16 protein-coding genes and 1 rRNA gene are annotated in these 14,887 nt (G+C 39.6%); 14 read left to right on the top strand and 3 right to left on the bottom strand.

Annotated elements, in window-relative coordinates; translation table 11 throughout:
- Positions 1-393: 393 nt before the first annotated feature.
- The 3 genes from rrf (at position 394) to ABD006_RS03790 (ending at position 1,636) form a co-directional block, all read left to right on the top strand.
- Positions 394-509, top strand: a 5S ribosomal RNA gene (rrf, locus tag ABD006_RS03800).
- A gap of 193 nt (positions 510-702) precedes the next feature.
- The gene (trhA, locus tag ABD006_RS03795; protein ID WP_343837702.1) at positions 703-1,341 is read left to right on the top strand and encodes a PAQR family membrane homeostasis protein TrhA; all 639 of its coding nucleotides are present in this window, start codon (positions 703-705) and stop codon (positions 1,339-1,341) included.
- Positions 1,342-1,459: 118 nt separating this feature from the next.
- Entirely contained in the window at positions 1,460-1,636 is a 177-nt protein-coding gene (locus ABD006_RS03790; protein ID WP_343837700.1) for a hypothetical protein, read from the top strand.
- A 109-nt stretch (positions 1,637-1,745) separates the two neighbouring features.
- Here the strand turns inward: ABD006_RS03790 and ABD006_RS03785 are convergent, their stop codons facing one another.
- Entirely contained in the window at positions 1,746-3,017 is a 1,272-nt protein-coding gene (locus tag ABD006_RS03785) for a BaiN/RdsA family NAD(P)/FAD-dependent oxidoreductase (RefSeq protein WP_343837698.1), read from the bottom strand.
- A 110-nt stretch (positions 3,018-3,127) separates the two neighbouring features.
- On the opposite strand from ABD006_RS03785, the gene ABD006_RS03780 reads away from it, so the two are divergent.
- Together ABD006_RS03780 and ABD006_RS03775 are read left to right on the top strand one after the other, a co-directional pair.
- A complete protein-coding gene (locus ABD006_RS03780) occupies positions 3,128-4,756 on the top strand; it encodes a putative polysaccharide biosynthesis protein (protein ID WP_343837695.1) in 1,629 nt (542 codons plus the stop codon).
- A 27-nt stretch (positions 4,757-4,783) separates the two neighbouring features.
- On the top strand, positions 4,784-5,506 hold the full coding sequence (locus tag ABD006_RS03775) for a pseudouridine synthase (RefSeq protein WP_343837693.1): 723 nt from the start codon (positions 4,784-4,786) through the stop codon (positions 5,504-5,506).
- 241 nt (positions 5,507-5,747) lie between these two features.
- Here ABD006_RS03775 and ABD006_RS03770 read toward each other — a convergent pair whose 3' ends face one another.
- Positions 5,748-5,966 (bottom strand): DeoR family transcriptional regulator, encoded by a 219-nt coding sequence (locus ABD006_RS03770; protein WP_044158685.1) that lies wholly within the window; start codon positions 5,964-5,966, stop codon positions 5,748-5,750.
- A gap of 172 nt (positions 5,967-6,138) precedes the next feature.
- On the opposite strand from ABD006_RS03770, the gene ABD006_RS03765 reads away from it, so the two are divergent.
- The 7 genes from ABD006_RS03765 (at position 6,139) to ABD006_RS03735 (ending at position 12,472) form a co-directional block, all read left to right on the top strand.
- The gene (locus tag ABD006_RS03765; RefSeq protein WP_343837689.1) at positions 6,139-7,155 is read left to right on the top strand and encodes a potassium channel family protein; all 1,017 of its coding nucleotides are present in this window, start codon (positions 6,139-6,141) and stop codon (positions 7,153-7,155) included.
- 86 nt (positions 7,156-7,241) lie between these two features.
- The gene (gene thpR, locus ABD006_RS03760) at positions 7,242-7,811 is read left to right on the top strand and encodes an RNA 2',3'-cyclic phosphodiesterase (RefSeq protein ID WP_343837686.1); all 570 of its coding nucleotides are present in this window, start codon (positions 7,242-7,244) and stop codon (positions 7,809-7,811) included.
- Between the two features lie 12 nt (positions 7,812-7,823).
- Positions 7,824-8,765: an NERD domain-containing protein gene (locus ABD006_RS03755; protein ID WP_343837684.1), complete on the top strand. Its 942-nt coding sequence runs from the start codon at positions 7,824-7,826 to the stop codon at positions 8,763-8,765.
- A 51-nt stretch (positions 8,766-8,816) separates the two neighbouring features.
- Positions 8,817-9,746 carry a diacylglycerol/lipid kinase family protein gene (locus ABD006_RS03750; protein ID WP_343837683.1) on the top strand — a complete coding sequence of 310 codons (930 nt, stop codon included), beginning with the start codon at positions 8,817-8,819 and terminating at the stop codon, positions 9,744-9,746.
- A gap of 184 nt (positions 9,747-9,930) precedes the next feature.
- Complete coding sequence (locus tag ABD006_RS03745) at positions 9,931-10,725, top strand: phosphotransferase family protein (RefSeq protein ID WP_343837681.1); 795 nt, start codon at positions 9,931-9,933, stop codon at positions 10,723-10,725.
- Between the two features lie 145 nt (positions 10,726-10,870).
- Positions 10,871-11,509, top strand: coding sequence for a tRNA (guanosine(46)-N7)-methyltransferase TrmB (trmB, locus tag ABD006_RS03740; protein WP_343837679.1), 639 nt, complete (start codon positions 10,871-10,873; stop codon positions 11,507-11,509).
- A gap of 108 nt (positions 11,510-11,617) precedes the next feature.
- Positions 11,618-12,472 carry a YtnP family quorum-quenching lactonase gene (locus ABD006_RS03735; protein WP_343837676.1) on the top strand — a complete coding sequence of 285 codons (855 nt, stop codon included), beginning with the start codon at positions 11,618-11,620 and terminating at the stop codon, positions 12,470-12,472.
- Positions 12,473-12,490: 18 nt separating this feature from the next.
- Here the strand turns inward: ABD006_RS03735 and ABD006_RS03730 are convergent, their stop codons facing one another.
- On the bottom strand, positions 12,491-12,835 hold the full coding sequence (locus ABD006_RS03730; protein ID WP_343837673.1) for a PepSY domain-containing protein: 345 nt from the start codon (positions 12,833-12,835) through the stop codon (positions 12,491-12,493).
- Between the two features lie 424 nt (positions 12,836-13,259).
- Here ABD006_RS03730 and ABD006_RS03725 point away from each other — a divergent pair, with 424 nt between their 5' ends.
- Together ABD006_RS03725 and ABD006_RS03720 are read left to right on the top strand one after the other, a co-directional pair.
- Positions 13,260-14,324: a M42 family metallopeptidase gene (locus tag ABD006_RS03725; RefSeq protein ID WP_343837671.1), complete on the top strand. Its 1,065-nt coding sequence runs from the start codon at positions 13,260-13,262 to the stop codon at positions 14,322-14,324.
- Positions 14,325-14,359: 35 nt separating this feature from the next.
- Positions 14,360-14,875 (top strand): DUF84 family protein, encoded by a 516-nt coding sequence (locus ABD006_RS03720; protein ID WP_343837668.1) that lies wholly within the window; start codon positions 14,360-14,362, stop codon positions 14,873-14,875.
- The last annotated feature ends 12 nt before the right edge of the window (positions 14,876-14,887 follow it).

Here is a 14,887-nt window from a genome sequence, read left to right as displayed (position 1 = left end):
TGACACGTGCAGCTGACGGATACTAATCAATCGAGGACTTAACTTATACGAAAAGCGCAGGCGACTGTTCAGGTCATGCGGGATAAGACGAAGACATGGAGTGGCATGGTTTTGGCCACGGAATGGCTTTGGCTTATATCCGCCTTGACCTAGGAGCCGGAGCTGGACAATACGAAAAGCGTAGACGGACTACTAGCCAATAACTGCTTACATGATTGCCTTTCTTATCTAGTTTTGAGGGTGCTAGTCACCAAAGCTAATAATGATAAGGAATTATAAGGAAGTTCTGCTAAGGGCGCTCACGTCCTCGAAAAAGCAAAGCTTTTTCTGCGAGGTAATGCTCCCGTAGTATTCCCTAGTGTGAGCAACGCAGAACGACCTACATCCTGTAGGCCCAGTGGCGATGGCGGAGAGGTCACACCTGTTCCCATTCCGAACACAGTAGTTAAGCTCTCCAGCGCCGATGGTAGTTGGGGTTCTTCCCCTGCGAGAGTAGGACGCTGCTGGGCAATTAAAGAAATCCTCAGATATCATTAATGATTCTGAGGATTTTTTATTTTTCACGCATTAACTGGCGGTAATACCGCAACTTCAATTCTTGAGGGTAACCCAAACAGGACTAAGTGGGGGATGAACGGCCAGTAATTTCCTCAAGGATACTCTTTTCTTCATAGCTGACAGACATAAAAAGGAGCGATACCATTGGCTAACACACACACTTTCAGTAAAGGTGAGGAAGCTGCAAATTCAATTACACATGCTATAGGGATTCTTTTTAGTATGGTGGCATTAGTATTATTGATTGTCTATTCTTCAATGTATGGATCCGTCTGGCATGTTGTAAGTTTCACTATATTTGGGTCTACAATGCTTCTAATGTATACATCCTCAACTCTTTTGCATGCATTTCCAGAAGGCACTAAGGTTAAAGATATTTTTGAAATCTTTGATCACTCATCAATCTACTTTTTTATCGCAGGGACTTACACTCCATATATGTTCACAGCAGTTCCCGGCTGGCTGGGGTGGACGATTTTCGGGATTGTGTGGGGAATGGCCATTGGTGGAACAGTTTTTAAATCTTTTTTCGTAAAAAGATTTTTATTTACATCTACCGGGTTATACGTTTTAATGGGTTGGCTCATTGTTTTGGCATGGGGACCACTAACGGATAATCTGGATCCAAAAGGTTTAAACTTCTTAATTATAGGTGGATTACTATATACATTAGGGTCTGTTTTCTACATTTGGAGGGGATTCAAATATCATCATGCAGTGTGGCATCTTTTTGTTATTGCCGGTAGTGTGATGCATTTTTTAAGTGTGCTGACCCTTTTGTAAACAAAACATATTGCTCTGATTATTCAGAGCAATTTTTTATATTAAAACATGGAAAATGAATAAATTACAAATTATGGTTAATGATATAGTTAAATCCCATGGAAAGGAGGTAAGGAGAATGGATGTAAATATGACTTCTTTCGAGGTGTTGTCAGAGATCAGACAATTAAGTGAAAGTGGACATAGTTTGAGTAAAAAGAAGGTAAAGAGTACCAATCCACAATTAATGAGAAGTGCATTACATTATTTTCCGAATTGGGATTCCGCTGTAGAAAAAAGTATTGTTGATTTATGAAGACTTTCCTTATCCAGTTACATAACCCCCTTCCTGAATTATAGGAAGGGGGATTTTTAATAGAAAAGATGTTTGGTTTTATGGATCTGTACGTTTTGCCAGGTTCTGTCTAAACCTGCATGTATTGAGTATACTCAGCTGCACTTTTTCCGGCTACATGGCCGGTTGAAAAAGCCGCGGTAATGTTAAATCCACCTGTATAGCCATGAATATCGAGAATTTCACCGCAGAAATAAAGGCCATGCATTTTTTTCGACGCCATTTCATTTGGAACGACTTCTTTTAATGAAACCCCGCCTCCTGTGATAAAGGCCTTTTCAATGGAGAGTGTTCCGTTTACTTTGACGGGGAATGCTTTTAGAAGCTGAGCCATTTTACGTACCTCTGTTTTTACCAGGTGGCTGTAGGTTTGTCCCGGGTCAATATCGGTTCTGGATAAAAGAAAGTAGAAGTAGCGTTCAGGTACCAGTCCACTCCAAACGTTTTTAATGGCCTTTTTTGGTGAATCCTTAGCCAGCATTATGAGCTTTTGAAAAACTTCCTCCTCATTCTGATCCGGAAAACAATCTATGGTTACATCGACAGCTTCCGTTTTGAATTTTTTTAATGCCTTAACCACAAATTGACTAAGTCTTAGGGCAGCCGGGCCGGATATTCCCTGATGGGTAAAAAGAATATCCCAACGATGTGTTTTAATGGCTTTCCCTTTAGGATTGTGTACAGTGATATTAATATCCCGTAATGAGAGGCCCTGCAGTGTACGATCTCCTATAAATTTTTCATTGGATGTGAGCGGGACTTCAGTTGGATAAAGGTCTGTAATAGTGTGGCCGGCTTGTTGTGCCCATGCATAGCCATCTCCAGTGCTTCCGGTTCTTGGTACGGATTTTCCCCCTGCAGCAAGAATAACAGCCTTTGTTTCAATGCCCTCGCCGTTTTTGAGAGCAATTTGATGGGTATGTTCTCCATAGTTAATGGTATCTACAGGCGTGTTCATTCTCACTTCAACATTAAGCCTTTTCAATTCATTAATCAGAACTTCTACTACCTGCTTTGCGGAATTGCTGACAGGAAACATTCTTCCTTTATCCTCTTCCTTTAATTTGACACCCAGATTTTCAAAAAACTCAATAATACTTTCGTTATTAAAAATCGAGAAGGCACTGTACAAAAAGCGACCGTTACCGGGAATATGCTCGATCAATTCGGATTCGGGCAGTCGATTGGTTACATTACATCTCCCACCGCCTGAAATAGCAAGCTTTCTTCCTAATTTATTTCCTTTATCAATGAGTAATGTTTTCGCTCCGTTTTTACTTGCAGTGATGGACGCCATTAATCCTGCAGGTCCACCACCAATGACAACAACATCATATGCCAAAATGAATTCCATCCTTTCCGTACTATTTCCCTGCTGTATCGACTATGAATAGAAATGTGATAAAATAAATTTGTCTATGTATACGAAATAAATACAGGGGAAGTCAAAACATGTCAAAAATACTACGCGGCACCTTGCTTATAACAGGTGCGAATTATTTATCAAAAATTTTAGGAATCTTATATGTCATCCCGTTTGAAGCATTAGTAGGCGGGACGGCATTTTCGTTATTTTCCTTTGCATATACACCCTACACTATTTTAATTAGTATATCCACTATGGGCATTCCACTTGCGATGTCCAAGTTTGTTTCCAAATATAATACGCTTGGTGATTATCAAACCGGACGCAGGATGTTCAGACTGGCGATTAAAGTGATGATGATTACGGGCATTTTAGCCTTTTTACTATTGTTTTTCAGCTCAGAGTTTATAGCAAAAATCGCTATATCAGGTGAGGGAACGAACTTTCCTTATTCCGTTGACCAGGTTTCCTTTGTTATTAAAATGGTCAGCTTTGCCTTGTTAATTATTCCAGCCATGAGTATTGTGCGTGGTTTTTTTCAGGGCTACGGATCTATGGGGCCTTCTGCTGTTTCAACCGTCATGGAGCAGATTGTCCGAATTATTTTCCTGCTTGGCAGTGTTTTTCTTTTACTTAAGGTTTTTGATGGGACCATTACGAATGCAATTGGTATGGCTACTTTTGCGACCTTTGTAGGTGCATTGGGTTCCCTGTTTGTATTAGGCTACTTCTGGAAGGTGAGGAAGCCCTATCTGGATCAGCAACTTCATACTCAAAAGGTAAAAACCAGACACTTTGATTCAAAGCAAATGTTTAAAGAGCTCATTAGTTATGCCGGCCCCTTTGTTCTGGTTGGGCTGGCAACGCCTGTTTATCAATTAATTGATCAGTTAACGTTTCCGCGAGCGATGTCAGCGATTGGTATGGGCGAGGATCATGTAGGTTTGGCCTATTCCGTTATCGTCATATTGGGACATAAATTAGTCATTATTCCTGTTACATTGGCCACAGGCTTATCCTTAGCATTGCTTCCGGTTATTACAAGTTCTTTTACTGCACAGAAAAGAGATTTATATATTCAGCAAATTAATCAGGCTCTGCAAATTATTATGCTTATCATTATTCCGGCTGGTGTTGGCTTATCCATACTGGGCTACGAAGCATATGGAACATTCTATGGCATTGATAAGTATTCGGAATTTACGGGACAGCTATTAAGCTGGTATGCCCCTGTTTCATTGTTTTTTGGCCTATTTACTGTCAGTGCTTCCATATTGCAGGGAATTAACAGACAAAATTTTGCACTGATATCATTAAGCGTCGGGGTTGGCATTAAGCTTGTGTTAAATATGCCTTTTATTTTCCTTTTTGAAGCTAAAGGTGCGATTTTTGCCACCGGCCTGGCAGTGCTTACTGCATCTTTCCTGAATGTATGGAAAATTAAACGGACAACCGAAATGCCATTTAAGGCTCTGTATAAGCGTACATTATTAATTTTAATCTTCACAGCCGTTATGGCATTGGTGGTACTGCTTATCAAATGGCTGCTTTCTTCCTTCATTTTTATGGAAGATAATCGGTTCTCATCCATTATGATTACGTTTATAAGTGCAGGTATTGGTGGATATTTATACTTATGGTTATGCTTCAAATCAACTCTTTTAGAAAGAGTCCTGGGCAGTCGTGCAAATAAGTTAAAACGCATATTTATATAAGAAAATGGCCTTTGGAGGTAAAAAACGATGCGACTAGACAAGGTTTTAGCAAATATGGGATTTGGCAGTCGAACAGACGTTAAAAAGCTGATGAAAAAGGGAGTCGTACAGGTTGATGGGACCACAGTCAAAGACGGAAAAACACAGGTCAACCCTGATCAGCAGGAGATTCTGATCAATGGAGAACTGGTGGAATATAAAGAATACATTTACTTAATGATGAATAAACCAAAGGGGGTGATATCTGCTACTGAGGATCATGTTGAAACAACGGTTGTCGATCTGCTGGAGATGGAAGACCAGATTTTTGATCCATTTCCAGTGGGCCGTTTAGATAAAGATACTGAGGGGTTATTGTTGATCACCAATGACGGCAAGCTGTCCCATGAACTTCTTTCTCCAAAGAAAAAAGTCGGTAAGAAATATTGGGCGAAAATTGACGGGAATGTATCAGAAGAGGATGTACAGGCCTTTGCAAATGGAGTGGAACTTGATGATGGATATATCACAAAGCCGGCAGAATTAAAAGTCCTGTCAGCTGGTGGGGTTTCGGAAATCGAATTAACCATTATGGAAGGAAAATTCCATCAGGTAAAGCGGATGTTTCTTTCGACAGGAAAAAAAGTGTTGGAGTTAAAGAGGCTGCAAATGGGGCGGCTGCACCTGGATGCTGACCTTGAGCCAGGGGAATATAGGGAGTTAACCGATGAAGAGCTCAGCCTGCTTGGAAGACAGGCTGATTCTAATTAAATATCTTTTATTATATAATTTAGGCATAAGCAAAATCTCCTCCATGGCCAAAAAGCGGCCACTCCGGAGATTCTGCTTATGCCGTCGGGTCTAAACGGTCGCCTGCGCTTTTCTGTCCAGCTACAGGGTCTAGACCCTCGCTGATGTAAGCAATCCCTATTGCGCGGCTAAAGTCAAGCCACTCCATAGGGCTTGCTTACACAGTCGGGTCTGAGCAAGGCCCTTCCGCTTTTCTGATTTTCTATGAAATTTTTACTTTCTTTTTTGTTGTGGTCCATTTTCCTCTACTTGGGCTTCTGACAAGGCCATTATAGGATAATACATGAAGGTCTCTTTGAACGGTTCGATCTGTTATGCCAAACTCCTCTGCTATATCTGTTGTTGTAACTGTCCCATTCTCCTTTATGTAAAGATAGACAGCTTTTACCCTCGCTAGCATTCGGGAGGTTGAACGATTCAAATAACCACTCCTTAAGGGATTTTAAGATCTTCTGTGCTGTTTAGGGATCGATGTTGTGTCCGTTTGTATTATTATTATACCAAAACACAAAAATTTTTCGTAATTTTTATCTAAATATTTATAAAAAATTTAGATAAGACGATAAAAAACGTTAGAAAGGAGGGAAGGAATAATGCTTATCTTGCGCAAGCTTTTTATCAAAATGGTAGATTTGAGTAATCGTCTGTTATTCCTGTTCAGCTTCTTACTGGTTGTCTTTAGTACGATTTTCATTATGAAATTAGATCCGGAAACCTTTACAAACTGGTTTGAAGCACTCTGGTGGGTGATGACAACCGTTACCACAGTCGGCTATGGGGACTATGCTCCCATAACGATGGAGGGAAGAGTTTTTGCTATGGTCCTCTATATATTGGGAATAGGCCTCATTGGAGTAGTGATAGGAAAAGTTGTGGATGGTCTGTCAACTTTCCGGATAAGAAGAGAGGAGGGAAAAATTATGTATAAAGGAAAAGGTCATTATATTATTATAGGATGGTCAAAGAAAGCTAATTATGCCCTTCAGGAAATGCTGAAAACGAATGAGGATATCGATATTGTAATCATTGATGAACAGGAAAAAGCCCCTGTTCTTAGTGAACATATTTATTTTGTTCGAGGATATGCTGCCTCAACAGAAACCTTGGATAAGGCGAATATAAAAGAAGCTGAATCCGTACTGATTTTCGCTGATGATTCGATTGAAGAGACTCAATTAGTAGATGGGAAGACGTTGTTAATTGCATCGACCGTTGAATCTATTGCTCCTGACGTACATACCGTGGTTGAAGTAATGGATGAATCTCATATTAAAAATTTCAAACATAATCAAGTGGATGATTTCATATTTTCTCATGAAACCATATCCTCATTAGCCGTTCGAAGTATATTCTCAAGGGGAATTTCCGAGGTATATGATCAATTGCTGCAAAGAAAGCATGGAGACGATTTATATCAAATCCCTAAAAAGCCAGAGTGGCATACTTATGGCGATGCTTTTCAGGAACTGTTAAAGGAAGGTGCAACGTTAATAGCGGATGGTAACAATTTAGGAATTAACCGTATGCTAGGATCACCAATCAGGGATCATGCCAAGTTATACGTAGTTTGTGATAAGACGACCTATGATAGATTAATTTCTAAGTCATAATGTAAAAATGCATATAGCTCAGAATGAACCGGTTTCTCTTAGGCAGGATAACTAAGGAGAAATACAATACAGAAAGGAATTTGATTATGGGACAACATCCGCATTATTTTATCGGAATCCCTATTCCAGAAGAACTAAGGAGCTGGCTGAGCAGCTGGCAGGAGGAAATCTCCAGTGCTGCAATGTATAAAACATGGACGAACGAAGAGGACTTTCACATTACCTTAAAGTTTTTAGGTGGGATGAATACGGCTCAATTCGATCGGGTGGCTGAGCTCATTGATAACCTTGAACCTCCTGAAGTATTTTTTACCGAAATTGGTGACCTGGGCTTCTTTGGAAAAAAGTCTCAGCCAAGAGTTGTCTGGGCAGGTGTTGATCCCTCTCCATCGTTACTGGGCCTGCAGAACCAAATTGAAGAAAAGCTATCCGAATTAGGAATTGAACAGGATCACCGGCCGTATAAGCCTCATATAACCCTGGCAAAAAAGTGGGCGGATCCTGATTCTTCTTTACCTTCTAGAGAAGAGTTGAAAGGAAATCTGCCAGGACCGATCACACAAAGGATGCTCATTGATGAATTTCACATCTATCAGATTGAACCACAAAAAGAAGTGAAATATAAGCCCATTTTGACGAAAAAATTAAAAGAATAAGGTCTGATAATCATGGCACAATTAATCAAACTTCAAGATTATATTTCAAGGTATGAAACAGATATATATCGATATCCTGGACAATTTATCCGGCTAAAGCAGGAGAACTGGAGGAAGCTTCTGGAAAGATGGGAACAGGAATATGCTGCCGGAACAGTGGATCTCCAACAGGAAAAAACAGAAGAGTCGAATCACACTAAAAAGCGATTTTCTATTAAAGATTTATTCAAAGGGAAAAAGGAAGAGAATGTCTTTACCCCATTCCCCGAAGAGCATCAGGATTTCTATCTTCCTCCTAAAGATAAAGAAACATTGAAGTATGATTTTCTGGATCATATCTTTAAATTTCAGCTTAAGTGGGCTTCAAGTACAATCCGGGAGTATTCCACAGTGGATGACAAGTTTAGAACAGATGCCAGCCTAAGGTATTTTTTGCAAAGGTTTCCTGATACGTTCCTCGTTATGTATAAACCAGTTTTTCAGCTTCAAAAAGCATCGGTAGAAGCGGATATCATTCTCATTACCCCTGTCCAGGTGATTTGTCTTACGGTTATCGAAGAAAATGATAAGGTTACATTTCTGCCTGAGGATGGAAGGACATGGTTCAAGGAGCTTGAGGGTGTTCAGACACGGATGTTAAGTCCGATGATTGGTCTGAAGCGTACGGAAAACATCGTGAAAAGTATACTAAAGAAATACAGCGTCGACATTCCTGTTTCAAAAGTCATTTTATCCAGAAATAATAAAATAAAATTTCAAAGTGAGCCCTATAAAACAGCATATATAGGCAGAGAACAATATCAGGAGTGGTTTGAGCAATTAAGATCATTTACATCTCCTTTAAAGCATATACAACTAAAAACAGCTGAAGCTTTATTAAAGGATTGTCATTCCGTATTTACCCAGCGGCCTGAATGGTTTTATGAGGATGACCCATCTGTATTTAATTTTTAACGGTTTTGCAGAATAATCGTGTTCCATTGTGAATGATTAAGGGGAATGGTTATGTATCTATTCATTGTAAACCCTGTGTCAGGAAGTGGCAGGGGAAGGAAAGTCTATGAAAAAATTAAGCAGGAACCTCTTTATATGAAAAAGGAATGCCGTGCATTTTTTACCGAATATGAAGGTCACGCCCGCTCTTTGGCCAGTCAGCTTGCAGAAATGTTTAAAGATCGCGTGAACGCTATTCTAGTCGTAGGCGGAGACGGTACCTTGCATGAAGTAGTTAATGGACTCCAGCGGTATCCAAATGTGAAATTAGCGTTTATCCCCGCTGGTTCAGGAAACGACTTTGCCAGGGGCTGTAAGCTGACTTTAAAAAATGAGTCCCTCTTTAAACAGATATTACAATCCCCATCATGGAGACCTTATTGGCTTGGCAAGATTAAAAATATCAGATCTGAAAACCAAGCCCTGTATTTTGCTAATAGTATCGGATTTGGCTTTGATGGTGAAGTGGCAAGCGCCACCAATAAGGCAGGCTATACAAAGCTTCTTAGTCTGTTAAAGCTGAGCAGGCTTCAATATGTGATTGCTCTATTGCAGGTTTTACTTTCCTATCAGCCTAAAAATTTAGAACTTGAATTAGATGGAAAAAAGAGAAAAGTAGAAAATGCTTTTATGGTGACGATTACCAACCATCCGTATTTTGGTGGTGGAATGAAAATTGTACCAGACGCGTCCATTCATCCCCATCATCTATACGTCATTATTATTGAAAACATATCCAAGTTAAAAGTACTCTTTTTATTCTTCACAGTCTTTTTTGGAAAACATTTGTCCTTTAAAGAAGTGAAAGTCTATCAAGCTGAAACGATTCGGGTACAAACAAATGAAAAGATTGATTATCAGGTTGACGGAAATTCAGGAAAATGCACGAACTGCACGGTTTCTAAAGAAAATTCGACAAGACAAATTCATAGATTTTTATAAATGGGTCTTGAAATCAGCTATGAATATGCGTTATTCTAAAAAAATTCGTCTATTTTTGAAATATGAATGAAATATATGTCACATCGTTGAAAATAATATCGATAAACATAAAAATTGCTCTAAAACAAAGCAAACGTATACAAGTCTGCACGATGATAGGTTTGCTGATAGAAGGTGAATGAGATTGGAACAAATACTAGGTAAAGAGTGGACAATAACACCAGCAGGAGGCTCAACAGGTGAAGCCTACTATGCCCAGCACCAGGAAAAACGACTATTCTTAAAGCGAAATTCTTCTCCTTTTATTGCAGTTTTATCTGCGGAAGGAATTGTTCCAAAACTCGTTTGGACAAAGCGTCTGGAAAATGGCGATGTCATTACAGCCCAGCACTGGCTTGAAGGCAGACATTTAGAGCAAACAGAAATGAAGCATGAACGGGTTGCCTCTTTGTTAAGCAAAATTCACCATTCTTCAGAGCTGCTTCACATGTTTATGCGAATGGGAAAAAAACCACTTGAACCTGAAAGTATTTTACAGCATTTAAAAGATATTCATCATGATCAGAGTAAGTTGGATACAAGTCTTGATATTCATAAGGGATTAAAGTTTTTACAGGAATATTTGCCTTATGTCCGGAATCAGAAAAAGGTGGTCTGTCATTGTGATGTCAATCATAACAACTGGTTACTGGCAAGAAATGATGAACTTTATTTGATTGACTGGGAAAATGCGATGATTGCTGATCCCGCCATGGACATAGGATTGTTATTACACAACTATGTACCTGAGGATGAGTGGCAGGAATGGCTGAATATATACGGTATTGAACTGGACGAACAATTACGATATCGTATGAATTGGTATGTTGTCGTCCAATCCATCTCATTTATTCAATGGCACTTTGAACGAAATGAATTCCAGGAAGTCAGTAACTGGATGAAAACTCTCCAGACTTTTTTCCGTAAAATAGGCTTTTAAAAATTATATGAAAAGCATCATAAATTCCTTATTGTTTGCTGCAAAATAATAGGGAATTTTTTTATCACGTATTAACTGGCCGTAATGCCCCCCACTTTATCACTTTTAAACATAATTAAAATCCGTCAGATTAGGATGTGAAGAAATGAGACTAAGAAATAAGCCCTGGGCAGATGACTTTATAAAGGAAAACCATCACATAACAGAATTATCACCTCTTTCTCATAAAGGAAGCTGGAAGGATCTATTTGAAAATCACCAGCCTATCCATTTGGAAATTGGCACTGGAAAGGGGCAATTTATTGCGAATATGGCGAAACAGCATCCTGATATTAACTTCATTGGCATGGAGCGGGTGAAAAATGTCATTGTTGGTGCTATCAGGAAAGTGGACGCCGCGTATGTGAGAAATGTGCGTCTTATTAATGAAAATGCGAAGGACTTAAGAGACTTTTTTGCCCAAAATGAAATCGACCAAATCTATTTGAATTTTTCTGATCCTTGGCCAAAGAACCGGCATGAAAAAAGACGGTTAACCTTCCATACGTTTTTAGAGCAATATGAGGATATCCTGAGACCTGATGGTGAGATTGTCTTAAAAACAGATAACCAGAAGTTCTTTGAGTATTCCCTCGTGTCTTTTTCCCAATATGGAATGAAACTTGAGGAGGTAACACTGGATTTACATGCTGTTGAAGATCCTTTAAATGTTATGACTGAATATGAAGAGAAGTTTTCGGAAAAAGGCCAAAGAATATACCGTTGTCGTGTGCGTTTTTCATGACGTTATGTACACATAGGAAGTATTCATTATTCTCAAAAAAACGAACAAGCAGTCATCTACTGCTTGTTCGATACACTATATGTTAAACTTAATCTGGGAGGGGATATTTTGGAAACGTTAGAGGTAGGTCGTGCTAAGTTAACGTGGTTAAATGGTGGTGTGAATCATCTTGATGGCGGAGCGATGTTTGGGGTGGTACCGAAGCCTTTATGGACCAGGAAGTATCCTGTAAATGAAAAAAACCAGATTGAATTGCGAACAGATCCGATTCTATTACAGATTGATGGGAAAAACTTTTTGATAGATTCAGGTATTGGTGTTCACAAATTTACTGAAAAACAAATTCGGAACTTTGGTGTTTTGGAACAGTCAAACGTTGAGCAGTCTTTACAGGAATTAGCCATGACAACACTGGATATTGATGGTGTACTCATGACTCATCTTCATTTTGACCATGCGAGTGGGTTAACGAAATGGCAGGAGGAGAATTTGGTGCCTGCCTTTGAAAACGCAACCATTTACACTACAGAGGTGGAATGGTATGAAATGAGAAACCCCAATTTACGTTCACAGAATACCTATTGGGAAGATAATTGGAAGCCCGTACAGCAACAAGTGGAAACATTCTCCGGTGAGTTGGAAGTTGTACCAGGTCTTATGATGATACATACAGGTGGACATAGTGATGGTCATGCCATACTTGTATTTGAAGAAGGGGAAGAGGTGTTTATCCATATGGCCGATATTATGCCGACCCATGCACACCAAAATCCATTATGGGTTTTAGCTTACGATGACTATCCAGTAACGTCCGTACATCAAAAAGAGAAGTGGATGAAGACTGGGTATGCTAAAAAGGCCTGGTATACGTTTTATCATGACGCACATTATCGGGCTTTAAAATTTGATACTAAAGGTGAATTGATAAATCAGGTACCCCGTCAACGGTATTCATATGAGTAGTCATGAACACCCCCTTGTTTATTCTTCTTCAGGCAAGGGGGTTTCTGTATTTAATTGAATTCTGGAAATATCAATAATAGAGCCTGTTCGCGCATCTGCGTAAAACTCATATTGAATCGTTTCTCCATCAATTTCCCGTGAGATCCCACCTCTGTAAACCTGGTCGTTTACATCTTCTCTGGTTAATCGTTCAGGCTTCATGTAAATCCAGGAACCTGAAATAGTACCTGCCTCTCTAAACTTTCTCTTCGTCATATTAAGGACTTTCTCAGGTGATAAAGAAGGATCAGGGATGGCTTTCCCCAGAGCAAATCCAATGGAAGTGCCGACTCCAAAGCCTATAAGTAAATTCCTGAAATTCATATATTTTCACTCCTTATCCATAACTGTAGTCAGTCATTCAGCCTAGCCGGTCGCCTTTGCTTTTCACTGTCCAGCTACGGCTCCCAGGCCAAGACGGATATAAGCCAAAGCCATTCCGCGGCAAAAGTCATGCCACTCCATGTCTTCGTCTTATCTCGCATGACCTAAACAGTCGCCTTCGCTTTTCTTCATTATAACGGATTTTTTCCGGTTTGATAAATTTGATTGGAAAGTTTGAATATGTTTCGTTAGAATATAGGGGACATGGTTTTTCTGTTAGGTTGTGGAATCGTTACATACTTATCACAGGATTTCATTTCATGATTTTTTGTAAACGTGAAAGTATATGCATAATTACGGATAATACGATCAACAAAGGGTTAATTTCTGATTGTATAGATTGATGAATTGGAGCTGATACATAATGAACCAAGAGACAATGGAATTATTTCGTACCTTAACTGAGCTTCCGGCAGCACCTGGAAATGAACATCAGGTACGTAAGTTTATGAGACAGGAACTTGGAAAGTACTCCGATGAAGTTATTCAGGACAATTTAGGAGGCGTATTTGGCGTCAAAAAAGCCAAAGGCCCGAAAGTGATGGTGGCCGGTCACATGGATGAAGTAGGATTCATGGTCACGCAAATCACCAAAAATGGTATGCTCCGTTTTCAAACCTTAGGAGGCTGGTGGAGCCAGGTTTTACTCGCTCAACGTGTTGAAGTGATCACGGAAAATGGTCCTGTTACAGGGGTGATTGGCTCAACTCCTCCACATAATCTGACACCGGAACAGCGGAAAAAACCTATGGATGTGAAAGACATGTTAATTGATATTGGTGCAGATGATGAAGAGGATGCCAAAATTATCGGAATCAAACCTGGGCAGCAAATTGTTCCCGTTAGCCCATTTACGCCAATGGCCAACGACAAAAAGATTTTAGCCAAGGCCTGGGATAACCGTTACGGGTGCGGACTTTCGATTGAATTATTAAAGGCATTGCAAAATGAGGATTTACCAAATGAATTGTATTCAGGTGCTACTGTGCAGGAAGAGGTGGGATTAAGAGGTTCAAAGGTTTCAGCAAATATGATTAACCCGGACCTTTTCTTTGCATTGGATGCTTCACCAGCGAATGATATGTCGGGGGATGACAGTAAATTTGGACATATTGGTAAGGGGGCACTATTACGAATTTATGACCGCTCGATGATTACGTTACCTGGTATGAAAGATTTTATCCTGGATACAGCAGAAACAAACAATATTCCTTATCAGTATTTTGTATCGAATGGTGGTACGGATGCAGGAAGTGTTCACTTGTCAAATAACGGGATACCTTCAGCTGTAATTGGAGTCTGCTCAAGATATATTCATACTCATTCATCCATTCTTCATGTAGATGACTATGCAGCTGCCAAAGAGTTAATTATTAAATTGGTGAAATCTGCTGACCAAAATACAGTGGATACGATAAGTAACAAATAACTTAGAATGATACTTCAGCTTAAAGGGATGATCTCATGAAAATCATTGTAGGCTCCACGAACCCGGCTAAATTAAATGCTGTAAAAAAAGCTTTTTCAGACATCGATGTTGAAGGGTTCGAAGTAGAAACCCGTGTATCTTCGCAGCCCTATTCAGATGAAGAAACTCTTGAAGGCGCGATCAACCGTGCTAAAGAATGTGTAAAAATTGAAAAGGGTGTCATAGGAATAGGTCTGGAAGGTGGTGTCATGGAATTTGAGGATCGTATTTATTTATGCAATTGGGGCTCCTTGATTGATGAACAGGGGAATGTATTTACAGCAGGTGGTGCACGAATCCCTCTTCCAGATGAAATAAGAAGAGGCCTTGAGAAGGGAAAAGAACTGGGCGATTTGATGGATGAATATACCCAGAAGCAGGAAATTCGTAAAAATGAAGGGGCAATCGGTATATTTACCCATCAGCAGGTTAGTCGAGGTGACATGTTTGCACATGTTGTAAGTCTGTTAAAAGGGCAGTATGAATTTTTTAATAATAAAACGGATGGGTAAACCATCCGTTTT

This window comes from Salinibacillus aidingensis (genome assembly GCF_039522525.1).
In the GTDB taxonomy this organism is placed as follows: domain Bacteria; phylum Bacillota; class Bacilli; order Bacillales; family Alkalibacillaceae; genus Salinibacillus; species Salinibacillus aidingensis.
Note: the sequence above shows the minus strand (reverse complement) of the source record. Positions and strands in the feature narration are given on the sequence as shown.

What these genes read in the sequence shown, in the direction of transcription:
- ABD006_RS03790 (WP_343837700.1), top strand. Translation starts at nt 1,460, where the DNA reads ATGGATGTAAATATGACTTCTTTCGAGGTGTTGTCAGAGATCAGACAA.
- ABD006_RS03780 (WP_343837695.1), top strand. Translation starts at nt 3,128, where the DNA reads ATGTCAAAAATACTACGCGGCACCTTGCTTATAACAGGTGCGAATTAT.
- ABD006_RS03775 (WP_343837693.1), top strand. Translation starts at nt 4,784, where the DNA reads ATGCGACTAGACAAGGTTTTAGCAAATATGGGATTTGGCAGTCGAACA.
- ABD006_RS03765 (WP_343837689.1), top strand. Translation starts at nt 6,139, where the DNA reads ATGCTTATCTTGCGCAAGCTTTTTATCAAAATGGTAGATTTGAGTAAT.
- thpR (WP_343837686.1), top strand. Translation starts at nt 7,242, where the DNA reads ATGGGACAACATCCGCATTATTTTATCGGAATCCCTATTCCAGAAGAA.
- ABD006_RS03755 (WP_343837684.1), top strand. Translation starts at nt 7,824, where the DNA reads ATGGCACAATTAATCAAACTTCAAGATTATATTTCAAGGTATGAAACA.
- ABD006_RS03750 (WP_343837683.1), top strand. Translation starts at nt 8,817, where the DNA reads ATGTATCTATTCATTGTAAACCCTGTGTCAGGAAGTGGCAGGGGAAGG.
- trmB (WP_343837679.1), top strand. Translation starts at nt 10,871, where the DNA reads ATGAGACTAAGAAATAAGCCCTGGGCAGATGACTTTATAAAGGAAAAC.
- ABD006_RS03730 (WP_343837673.1), bottom strand. Translation starts at nt 12,835, where the DNA reads ATGAATTTCAGGAATTTACTTATAGGCTTTGGAGTCGGCACTTCCATT.
- ABD006_RS03725 (WP_343837671.1), top strand. Translation starts at nt 13,260, where the DNA reads ATGAACCAAGAGACAATGGAATTATTTCGTACCTTAACTGAGCTTCCG.
- ABD006_RS03720 (WP_343837668.1), top strand. Translation starts at nt 14,360, where the DNA reads ATGAAAATCATTGTAGGCTCCACGAACCCGGCTAAATTAAATGCTGTA.